The sequence below is a fragment of the Thermoactinomyces sp. DSM 45891 genome (assembly GCF_900119485.1).
In the GTDB taxonomy this organism is placed as follows: Bacteria; Bacillota; Bacilli; order Thermoactinomycetales; family Thermoactinomycetaceae; genus Baia.
Map to the genome: position 1 here is coordinate 1,559 of NZ_FPJZ01000004.1, position 11,394 is coordinate 12,952.

At 46.3% G+C, this 11,394-nt stretch carries 8 protein-coding genes; 4 read left to right on the forward strand and 4 right to left on the reverse strand.

What is annotated here, in order from left to right:
• Nucleotides 1-765 (forward strand): collagen-like domain-containing protein (locus BT147_RS15435; RefSeq protein WP_177239693.1); only part of this gene is annotated, 765 nt, incomplete at its 5' end.
• A gap of 224 nt (nucleotides 766-989) precedes the next feature.
• On the forward strand, nucleotides 990-2,882 hold the full coding sequence (locus tag BT147_RS05630) for an alpha-helical endospore appendage domain-containing protein (protein WP_072332032.1): 1,893 nt from the start codon (nucleotides 990-992) through the stop codon (nucleotides 2,880-2,882).
• 173 nt (nucleotides 2,883-3,055) lie between these two features.
• Here the strand turns inward: BT147_RS05630 and BT147_RS05635 are convergent, their stop codons facing one another.
• Entirely contained in the window at nucleotides 3,056-3,433 is a 378-nt protein-coding gene (locus BT147_RS05635; RefSeq protein ID WP_072332035.1) for a hypothetical protein, read from the reverse strand.
• 292 nt (nucleotides 3,434-3,725) lie between these two features.
• On the opposite strand from BT147_RS05635, the gene BT147_RS05640 reads away from it, so the two are divergent.
• Complete coding sequence (locus BT147_RS05640; protein WP_072332038.1) at nucleotides 3,726-5,090, forward strand: tetratricopeptide repeat protein; 1,365 nt, start codon at nucleotides 3,726-3,728, stop codon at nucleotides 5,088-5,090.
• A gap of 349 nt (nucleotides 5,091-5,439) precedes the next feature.
• Here BT147_RS05640 and BT147_RS05645 read toward each other — a convergent pair whose 3' ends face one another.
• From BT147_RS05645 to BT147_RS15045, 3 genes are all read right to left on the reverse strand, one after another.
• Nucleotides 5,440-5,946, reverse strand: a complete 507-nt coding sequence (locus BT147_RS05645; RefSeq protein WP_083426411.1) for a type II toxin-antitoxin system death-on-curing family toxin — start codon at nucleotides 5,944-5,946, stop codon at nucleotides 5,440-5,442.
• A complete protein-coding gene (locus tag BT147_RS15440; protein ID WP_177239695.1) occupies nucleotides 5,946-6,191 on the reverse strand; it encodes an AbrB/MazE/SpoVT family DNA-binding domain-containing protein in 246 nt (81 codons plus the stop codon). Before BT147_RS15440 ends, BT147_RS05645 begins: the two co-directional genes overlap by 1 nt.
• Nucleotides 6,192-6,405: 214 nt before the next feature.
• Entirely contained in the window at nucleotides 6,406-10,869 is a 4,464-nt protein-coding gene (locus BT147_RS15045) for a YncE family protein (protein ID WP_083426413.1), read from the reverse strand.
• A 327-nt stretch (nucleotides 10,870-11,196) separates the two neighbouring features.
• Between BT147_RS15045 and BT147_RS05700 the strand changes: the two genes are divergently transcribed.
• The coding region (locus BT147_RS05700; protein ID WP_072332044.1) for an alpha-helical endospore appendage domain-containing protein at nucleotides 11,197-11,394 on the forward strand (198 nt) is incomplete at its 3' end.

Below are 11,394 nucleotides of genomic sequence, written 5' to 3' on the forward strand. Positions count from 1 at the left end.
GGACCTCAGGGAGACACCGGACCTCAGGGAGACACCGGACCTCAGGGAGACACCGGACCTCAGGGAGACACCGGACCTCAAGGCGATACTGGACCTCAAGGCAACACGGGACCTCAAGGCAACACGGGACCTCAAGGCAACACCGGGCCTCAAGGCAACACGGGACCTCAAGGCAACACCGGGCCTCAAGGCAACACCGGGCCTCAAGGCAACACCGGGCCTCAAGGCAACACGGGACCTCAAGGCAACACCGGACCTCAAGGCAACACGGGACCTCAAGGCAACACCGGGCCTCAAGGCAACACGGGACCTCAAGGCAACACCGGGCCTCAAGGACCGACGGGAGCAGTGGCAAATAGTTTTATGTTTGCTACAATAACTGGAGCCGGAAATACTCCTGCTATTACTGCTGGTAATCCTGTACCTTATGACACGATTCTCACTCAATTCGGTTCTGGTGAAATAGTACTGGATACAGGGGCTGGAGGATCAACCGGAACGGTTACCTTGGCTTCCGACCATTATTACGAGGTAAACTATTCTGCAAGAAATACAGCCAATAACGCTACATTCGAGTTGCAATTAAACGGAGCCCTTATCCAAGGAACACAAGTAGCACAGTCTAATAACACCAACTCTTCTAACTCCGCAGTAGCGATTATTCAAATACCACCAGGTCCTTCTGGATCATTGCAAGTTGTAGTCCAAACTAATGGATCGTTAGCAAGAGCACAATGTGGACTCTCTATCATCATGTTACGTTGACAAATTGATAACTCCATGATCTTGCTCGATTCAGTTATGAAATATTTGACAGTCACAATAAGCACCGCCCTTAGAATCTCTAAGGGCGGTGTATTATATAACGCCTTTTCCTAGGATACCGTGCCCTTTTTTGCTCATTAAACGTTAACCAAGTCAGCAAATTAGTACATATAGTAAGAATCAATCATATATATAGTGAGAATATTATCTAAAGGAGGTATACAATGTCTCAAGCGAATATCCCTAATATTTCACCGAATATAAGCATTACCAGAGAAGATGCAGTGAATCTTCTATTATCATCGATTGCATTAGAAGAATTAGGCTTAAGTCATATTATTAATGCAGAAGGAGAAAAGCTACAATACGTTCTCGGAACTCTCCCTGGAGTCTCAACATCCTTTCAGCCTTCCATTAGCGATTTACTTACGATCAATAATAGCGTTCGCGACACGATTAATGTAATCGGGAAGAAAGAATGGATTCTAAATGAGAAGTTAGAAAATGTGTTAAACACAGACGTGACAAGGGGACCTACCGGGTCGGCAGGTGCCACTGGACCGACAGGGCCATCAGGAGGGCCTCCCGGACCTGCAGGGGCTACCGGGCCTCAAGGACCAGCAGGGCCGACAGGGGCGATTGGAGCTACAGGGGGCACGGGGGCTTCGGGTCCCCAAGGAAACACTGGACCCCAAGGCTCTACTGGGCCTCAAGGTTCTACCGGGCCTCAAGGTTCTACCGGACCTCAAGGGCCGACAGGGCCTCAAGGACCGACGGGAACTTTTGTTACAGGTGATTTCTTATTTTTAGTTCAAGGAAACTCAGGCGCGGACGGAAATGTTCCTCTCAGTTTTGGAGATACACTCAACTTTATATCTGATACGTTAGAAATCACGGTAACACCTGGTTCTGCCATCGTGAAACTGGAGGTTCCAACAGGGGCTAACGGGGCTACGGGCGCTACAGGACCTCAAGGAGATACTGGACCTCAAGGGCCTACCGGCGCGGATGGTGCTGACGGGGCTACTGGACCTCAAGGGGACACGGGGCCTCAAGGGCCTACCGGCGCGGATGGCGTGGACGGCACTACGGGACCTCAAGGGGACACGGGGCCTCAAGGGCCTACCGGCGCGGATGGTGCTGACGGCACTACGGGACCTCAAGGGGACACGGGGCCTCAAGGACCTACCGGCGGGGACGGTGCTGACGGCACTACGGGACCTCAAGGCGATACGGGACCTCAAGGACCTACGGGCGCGGACGGTGCTGACGGCACTACAGGACCTCAAGGGGACACAGGGCCTCAAGGACCCACGGGCGCGGACGGTGCTGACGGCACTACGGGACCTCAAGGGGACACAGGGCCTCAAGGACCCACGGGCGCGGACGGTGCTGACGGCACTACGGGACCTCAAGGAGATACCGGGCCTCAAGGGCCGACGGGGGCGGATGGTGCTGACGGCACTACAGGACCTCAAGGAGACACGGGGCCTCAAGGGCCGACGGGGGCGGATGGTGCTGACGGCACTACGGGGCCTCAAGGACCCACAGGCGCGGACGGCGCTTCTGGACCTCAAGGGGCTACAGGACCTACTGGTGCCACTGGAGCCGGGCCTCAAGGACCGACGGGACCTACTGGTGCTAGCGGACCTCAAGGACCGACCGGACCTACATCTGCGTTTCCTGCCGCTTTTGGGGCTTTTATGGGGGATAATGCTGCAGGTGTAACCGTGCCTGCGGGAGGAAGAATAGGATACAACCTAACCGAAAGTTCAGTTGGTGTAGTATCAAGTGGTTTTGTCGCTTCCCCAACAGGTACTCAATTTACCGTAACCGATGCTGGTGTATATCTAATGATATCTACTATCACAGCTAATAACTCTAGTGTATATTGTTTCGAAATAAACGGCACACAACGATCAGCTACCATTGCAGCAATAATAGGAGAAACCGGTCCGGGTTCTATTACCATCATGGATGTATTGCCATTAAATGCAGGGGATGCTATCGGGGTTCGAAATGCATCAAATAATGGTAGTGTTGCATCGTTATTCAGAACTAACACAGCAGGACGAGTACCAGCGTACTCAAGCATCGCTATTACCAGAATTGGATAATAGGATAAACGGATCAGTTTATCAAAAATGTAAGATTTAAGAAATCTTTAGGGGTATGAGCTCAGTCTTGAACTGGACTCATACCCCTAAATTCGTTTTATCTTCATTGGGAGGACCGGACTTGAAGCATGTATCTACACTTCAATTACGAGCCTGTGAGAGTGTAAGATGTTCTAGGAGTGTTCGTCTGTTTCTTCGAATGTTTCTCGTAGCTTCTTCCATAATCTAAAAGCTTCTTTTTCTTCCTGGATGACGCTGAAAATGTCAACGGATCGGCCAGCGAAGACCTTTACACCTTCAGTAATGGCGGCTTGTACCATGTCGAACATTTTAAATTCGATTTTTTGGCCATCGGTGGTGATGATCTGAATCAGACTCATGCGCCGTTCGGGTATGTGATCGATGGAGCACTTAACACAAGGCTGGACTTCGCCGTCTTTAATCTTGTATCCAGTCTCTTGCTCTAAAATCTTTACACTTGGATTACGGTGAACATCATCCATAAAGGACTTAATCTTCTCTCGTGAACCTTCTACCTGAAGTTTTAACAATTTCCAAACACTCCGTTCTGTTGTTTTTAGAAAATCGGAAATAGGGCGGATATATGTTAGGAGTTTACTGCATCGTCAGTTAAATTATATGTTATTGATTAAATTTTTTCAATATTTAGGTATTTTAACTTTAGAACTGGCACGAGCGGGGTTGCAGAGATCGTGAATATCTATTTTACTGGGATTATCTCGGGTAGAAGGGAAATGATTTTAACGTGGAGAATTAAAATGAGAAAATAGTTTCTATTTCGAATGTTTCTCTGTGTATCCTAACAAAGAGAGGTCGATTGATATGGAGAATCCCTCTTACGTAGAGGCTAAATTAGCAAGATATGTAGTAAAAAAAGCGAGAAAGGATTTAGGATTAAATCAAAAGGATCTCGAAGATGTGAATTTGTCTGCTTCGACGATTAGTAATATAGAGCGCGGGGAAGTCGATCCGAGGGATGATACGTTTGCCTATTTGTTGAAGAAGTTGAATCTCGATCAAGTAAAATTAAATACATTAATTCGGCAGGAACAGCATGATATGGAAGAACTGAGATTCTACTTTGACTGTATTGAGACGATGCTGGATAATCAAAATTTTGGTTCATCAGAGGGGAAACTCGAAATCCTGAACAAGCTGGAAGCAGTGAGACTAGAGGACTTCCACGCATCGGCACCTTGGCTCTCTTACTTAAAGGGTCGTTATTACTATAAAAGCAATGATTTTAAAAAAGCACGCTTTCACTTTGAACAAGCTATTCATTTATGTAGAATTCACAAGTTAGAGCCAGAAAATAACATCATCAGCCTCTGTTATAACCAATTAAGCAGTTGTAGCCACTATCAAAACGACTTCTTGAGTGCCTTGGCACATGTAAAAAATGGGCTTGAATCCTTTGATGATACTAAAAAAAGACCTGAAGTTCGGTATTTGCTACTAGGAAATAAGATTTTGTATCTCATGAAATCTTCTCAATCTGATTTAGCCTTACAATTATTAGGAGAGATATGGACATCACTGCCCGAAATAGAAAGCATACCTGTTCGATTAAGTTTGTATAAATACCGTTCTACCTTACTACGTGAGCAAGGGGAATTTAATAAAGCGATTAAAATCTGCGAAGAAGGAATTGAACTTGCACGAAGAACCAAAATGCAAGATGATGGATATCTTGATTTATTAAATATCTTAGGAAGCGTTTATCTAAAGCAAAGATTATTCAACAAAGCCATGTCACGATTTCAAATGGCTCTAGAGATTGACCGAAATTTGGAATATCCACGAAGACATATCGATACTCATTCCTACTTAGCAGTCCTCTTCCTCGCACAACATGACTGGAGACAAGCACATACTCACATCCAAGAAGCGATTCAGATTAGTCGAAACCTACCTGATATATTCCGCTTGTCTAAAACCTTAATTATCCAAGGTAATTGCTTGAGCCACCAAGGACTCTATGCTGATGCAGTCCCCTTTTTCCAAGAAGCGATTAAACTGACAGAGAAGCACGGTTTCAAACATCGGCAACATTCCGCTTTATTGAAACTGACTAACTGTTTTGATATGATGAAAAGTAATGATGAGTTTATCACTTGCATGAAAGAAATGTATATACTGCAAAAAGAACTCAATCTCAAAAGTGAGGATGATTTGTATGAACTGTAGAAAAGGGTATATAGTCACTCTAACATTCCGCCTAGGCGATGATGACGAAACACTTACTTAATGATATATAGTACGAAGCGTAGGAAAAGGGGGACAAATGAGAGGAAGAGGAAACGGTTGATATCCATCAACAAAGCTCTTCCCCCTAACATTCTGCTTGAACAATAGAAGCTACAGCCCAGTCCTTATGTATAACCAGAACTGGTGCAAATGAGAGGAATCCCTCGATCTATCAATAAGACTTGGTCACCAGTCACATAGAAAAAGCTATCCCTCTTCTCGGATCGGGGATAGCCTTCTTTGATTTAAACACCTCTATCTTTCTATCACTAGGGATACTGTTGATCCCTCACGATTCATAATTTTTGACTAGCCTTTCAAGCAAAACCCCGATGTTCTTGGCCCCGTTGTCTCCCTTGAACCAACTATTGGTCGCAATGGCTACCATAAATTCTTCTGCTAGCATGGGTGGAAACCTTAACGGATATCCATTTTTATCTAAAAAATAATACAAGCAAGCAAAGGCTGTTCGTTTATTCCCGTTTTGGAAAATATGATCATTTACTATAGATTGAACTAATGATCCAGCCTTTTGCCAAATATTAGGATGAATCTCGACCCCGAAATGAATCATCTGTGGACGCTTAACAGCAGCAATAAGTCGATCTGGGTGTAGCACCCCTGCATTTTCGGGTTCGTCGAACTGTTTCATGACTAAAGAGTGAGCAAAAACAACCTCTTCTACAGTCAAATAATCAACATCGATTACAATATGCACATTAGGCTTATCCATTTCTTTCTCACAGAGCGCGGATATCCATTTTTCAAGGTATTCTCTGGCCTGACTCTGATTCACTATCGATCCCTCAAATTTTTGAACGTTTCCTCATAAATGCTAAAAGCGCCTCCTAGTGACTCGAGTATGCGTGGATCAACATTTTCAGGGAGTGTATTTGTGGGTTTTATATGAAGTTGCATACCATCAGTGGACACCTCCATCATATCACCTTGGCGAATATTTAAACGTTGTGCCATCTCCCTAGGTATGACTACAGTCAGACTACTGCCAACTTTCGATACTTTACGAAATTGCTTTGACATGATTTTCTCTCCTTTCACTATCTCATTTTCTTCCTTATAGTATACATAATATATATTATATATACTATATAAATTACAAACACCCAGCATACCTGATGGATCTCCCATTTTCCCTTCGCCCATATACGGATTTTTCGCGTCTCCCCTGATATATAAGAAGAAGCGCCGTTCGCGATGAACAGCGCTTCTTCTTATATATTTAGGGCGATTCTGTTTATCCGTCAATCTTCTTGATATTAATAGAAGCGTATGAAGCAACTCGGTCTGGACCTGTAAATGAGCCGGTTTGTAGCATGGTAATAAACGATCCCCCATTTCCACATCTGAGAGAAATCCTTTGCCCTGCATTCAGTTGAACAATGTATGGGATGGTTGCGGATCCCGGTCCAAATCCAGTTGGGCCAGCAATGGCTATAAGGGTGTCAGGGATTTCTGTATTGTCTACGTAGTAATCAAAGACCCCTCTTGATCCTTCTGCAACTGTAATCGCAGCAATGGCCTGATAGGTACCCGTTATCCCTACAATGAACTCCGTGCCAGTAGTACCCACAGGAGTAATATTGGGATCTGATTTTAGGGCTGAATTAAATAGGATTGGCTGTGCTCCTTCTAGTGTTACGATCGTATTGCTAGATGCAGCGTAGCTTACAGAAACATCGGTTGGTAGCACGAGAGGTTCTGGGCAACAGCATTGGTAGGAATTAACCCCTATTTCCTCTGGTGTTGACCCGACTGGGACTACAGTAATCACGGTGCTGGTGTGTCCATCGATAACAGAAACATTATCATCTGTTCGATTGGCCACAAAGATGCGATTGGTTGGGCAATCGATACTGATATTGCTCGGATCACTCCCTACTGGAATCGCAGCGATGATGGGATTGCCTTCATTCCCACTTACCACGATGACCTGATTGAGGCCTACATCCCCTACATAAATCCGATTGTCCGCTGGATTAACTGCGATTCCAGCGACACTGGAGAATCCGAGACCACCGTTATTAATGGTTCCCGTTATCGTATTGGTTTCTCCGTCGATAATAGAAACATAACCCCCATCAAACGTACCGACATAGATCAAGTTGGTTACAGGATTCACTGCGATTCCCGTGGTACCAAAATCAGTTAGACTTGCATAGGTCACGGTAGAGATGATTATATTGGTAGTTCCATCAATCACGCTAACATACCCGATTAGAGAAAGGTCACGACTGGTTACATAAGCTCGATTCGTGGCTTCATTTACCGCTGCATACAGCCCTTCTCCTGGCAAGATGATATCGGTGGTGATGACGGCATAGGTATCTCCATCGATGACGGAGACCGAACCGTTCGGAGCTCCCGCACTAACGGTATAGATCCGATTAGTAACCCGATTGATCGCCGTATGTCGTGGATTATCTGTAACAGAAATCGTAGTAATCAGTGTATTTACATTGCCATCGTATACAGAGACCAGTCCAGGAGCGATATTACTGGTTACAAATACCCGATTTAGGGATGGGTTCACAGCTACACCATATGGAGAATCGACCGTGATGGTGGTATTGATTACATTGGTATTCCCATCAATAACAGAGACGTTGTCGCTACCGTTATTGGCAATGTAGAAGAATCCTCCACCGAGGATAGAATCATTGAGCTCTGGCGGGCAGGTACAGCATTCGTCTGGTGGTGCGAATACACCGATATCAAATGGACTCGCACTTACTGGGATCGTGGCCATGATCGTGTTAGTAGAACCGTCGAGAACATAAACCACATTAGTACTGTTACCAAGCGAATAGATCCGATTGAAAGCAGTATTTACTCCGATTCCAACACCTGTTGCGGTTGTGATGGTAGCGATAATCGATAAGCTAGCACTATCGATAACCGATACAACAGGGGTATTCTCATGCGCCACATAAATACGCTTCGTAGCAGTATCTACCCGAATTCCCCTCGGACTTTCTCCCACTGGAATCGTGGCAATAACGGTATTATTCATTCCCGAGATAACCGATATGTCGTTCGTGGAAGTGTTAGATGCGTAGATTCGATCCTGAACGCAATCAACTGCTGTAGAGAAGGTTCTTCCCCCTGTTGAGACGGTAGAAAGGGTCGTATGGGTAAATCCATCGATGACATACACAACACCGCTGGTATCATTATTAGGAATATAAATCCGATTGGTGGACTGGTTTACTCCCACCGATCCGATAATGTTACCAGCACCAAACGCTACAGTGATAGTAGCGAGGATGGTATTTGTATTCCCACTGATTACGGATACCACATTGGAGAGATTATTAGCCACATAAATCTCATTGCTGGCTGTATCTACTCCCACTGCCGTTGGAAATTCCCCGACCATGATCGTCATGAGGATCGTATTTGTCGTGCTATCAATGACAGAGACCGTATTATCAAAACTATTCGCTACATAGACACGGCGGGTAGCCGGATTCACTCCTACGCCACTTGGGTTTTCCCCTACCGTAATCGTGGTAAAGATGAGATTGGTATCTCCATCGATGACCGTGACGGTATTCCCGTCAAATTGGGATACATAAAGTGGATTTTGGAGTACCACTGGTAATGCTGAATCTGACTCTGGACAACAGCATTCATTGCAAGAGTTTGCACCTATACCGTGTGGATTCGATCCTACTGGAACAGTAGCGTATACAGTGTTGGAGTTTCCATCGATCACAGAAGCATCATTACTGTCTGAATTAGCTGCATAAATACGGTTTCGTTCCGTGTCGATTCCCATTCCATATGTGCCTGACCCGGTTTGAACGGTAGCGATGATCGCATTTGTCTCTCCATTGATGACGGCAACCGTACCGGGATTCGTATCATTTGCTACATAGATTCGATTCGTATTTGAGTTGACTCGTATTCCTCTTGGGAGAGATCCTACGTTAATGAGGGCGATTATATTGTTAGTTGTCCCGTCGAGGACGGTAACGGTATTAGCGCCATTGTTGGATATATAGTACCTACCTGTGACCGTGTTCACTCCGACTCCGAATGGGGTAAGTCCTACGGAAGCAGTGGTGATAACTGTTTGTGTTTCTCCATTGATGACAGAGACCGTACCATCCGCCTGATTTACTACATAGATTCGATTCGTAGAACAGTTAACTCCTAATCCTTCCCCACCTGGTAGATTTCCTACTGTAATGACAGTGGTTACGGTATTCGTATTCCCACTGATGACAGAGACCGTGCCATCTGCTGCATTAGCGACATAGATGAGATTGGTGGACTGGTTTACTCCTAGTGCGCGTGGTAGGGCTCCTACTGAGACTGTAGCGATAACGGTATTGGTCATTTCATCGATGACAGAAACATCGTTACTACTTGCATTGGCTACATAGACGCGCTCTGAGGCACAGTTGACTCCAACCCCCTCAGGATTTAAACCGACTGTAATCGTACCGAGCACAGTATTGGTGTTGCCGTCAACTACGCTGATGGTGTTGTCATTGGTATTGGCTACATAGAATCTGGAGGTGATCGGGAACCCAGTTGGGCCGGTGACTCCGGTGACTCCGGTGACTCCCGTAGCTCCTGTGGTTCCTGTGGATCCCGTGGTTCCTTGAGGGCCAGTGGATCCTTGGGGACCGGTGACTCCCGTTATCCCTGCTCCTGTTCCAGCCGGGCCTGTTGGGCCTTGGGGGCCTGTTGCCCCTGTTTCCCCTACTCCCGTTCCTGTTCCAGCGGGGCCCGGTGGTCCTGTGGGCCCTTGAGGGCCGGTGGTTCCTGTGGCACCTGCTCCCGTTCCTGTTCCAGCGGGGCCCGGTGGTCCTGTGGGCCCTTGAGGGCCGGTGGTTCCTGTGGCACCTGCTCCCGTTCCTGTTCCAGCGGGGCCCGGTGGTCCTGTGGGCCCTTGAGGGCCGGTGGTTCCTGTGGCACCTGCTCCCGTTCCTGTTCCAGCGGGGCCCGGTGGCCCGGTGGGTCCTTGAGGGCCAGTGGTTCCTGTGGCACCTACCCCCGTTCCTGTTCCAGCGGGGCCCGGTGGCCCGGTGGGTCCTTGAGGGCCGGTGGTTCCTGTTCCAGCGGGGCCCGGTGGCCCGGTGGGCCCTTGAGGGCCGGTGGTTCCTGTGGCACCTACCCCCGTTCCTGTTCCGGCGGGGCCCGGTGGCCCGGTGGGCCCTTGAGGTCCGGTGGATCCCACTGTCCCAGTAGCGCCAGTGGGCACCTCTAGCCTCACGATGGCAGAACCGGGGGTTACCGTAATTTCGAGTGTATTGGATAAAAAGTTGAGGGTATCTCCAAATCCGAGTGGAATACTTCCGTCCGCTCCTGAGTTTCCTTGAACTAAAAATAAGAAATCACCTGTGACAAAAGCTCCTGTCGGCCCTTGAGGTCCCGTTGGTCCCCTTGTCACGTCTGTGTTTAACACATTTTCTAACTTCTCATTTAGGATCCATTCTTTCTTCCCGATTACATTAATCGTATCCCGAACACTACTGTTAATCAGGAGTAGATCGCTAATGCTAGGTTGAAAGACTGCTGAGATCCCAGGGAGCGTTCCGAGAACGTATTGGAGCTTTTCACCCTCAGCATTAATAATATGACTTAAGCCTAGTTCTTCTAGAGCGATCGATGATAATAGTAAATTCACTGCATCTTCTCTGGTAACGCTTATATTTGGTGAAATGTTGGGAATATTCGATTGAGACATTTTTACCCTCCTAACAAACAAAATTCCCGACATGTTTATTCTTTCAAATGCGTATATATGCTTTTTTTATTAACAAGGAATCATACTAACATTATTCATAGAATGATAGAAAAAGGACGAAAAAACGACCTCTGAGCTAATGCTAGCGGCCAATAAAATCTACAAGCCCTAAATCGCCTACTATGGCGGTTTTTTCAGGGGGAAATAGGATTTTTCTAAAACCTAAGTACCACAAGACAGCCTATTTTAGTTTCATATTTAAATCACTATGAATAAATATAAACATACTGAACCAACAATCCATAAGGGGGAAAGGAGACATAATTAATGTCCCAAGCCAATATACCCAATATTTCACCTAATATAAGCATCACAAGAGAAGATGCAGTAAATCTGTTATTATCATCCATTGCATTAGAAGAATTAGGCCTAAGTCATATTATTAATGCAGAAGGAGAAAAGCTACAATACGTTCTCGGGACTCTCCCCGGAGTCTCAACATCCTTTCAACCTTCCATTAGCGAT

Bases quoted from the DNA above. Each gene is read 5' to 3' on its own strand.
- BT147_RS05630 (WP_072332032.1), top strand. From the start codon at position 990: ATGTCTCAAGCGAATATCCCTAATATTTCACCGAATATAAGCATTACC.
- BT147_RS05640 (WP_072332038.1), top strand. From the start codon at position 3,726: ATGGAGAATCCCTCTTACGTAGAGGCTAAATTAGCAAGATATGTAGTA.
- BT147_RS15440 (WP_177239695.1), bottom strand. From the start codon at position 6,191: ATGTCAAAGCAATTTCGTAAAGTATCGAAAGTTGGCAGTAGTCTGACT.
- BT147_RS15045 (WP_083426413.1), bottom strand. From the start codon at position 10,869: ATGTCTCAATCGAATATTCCCAACATTTCACCAAATATAAGCGTTACC.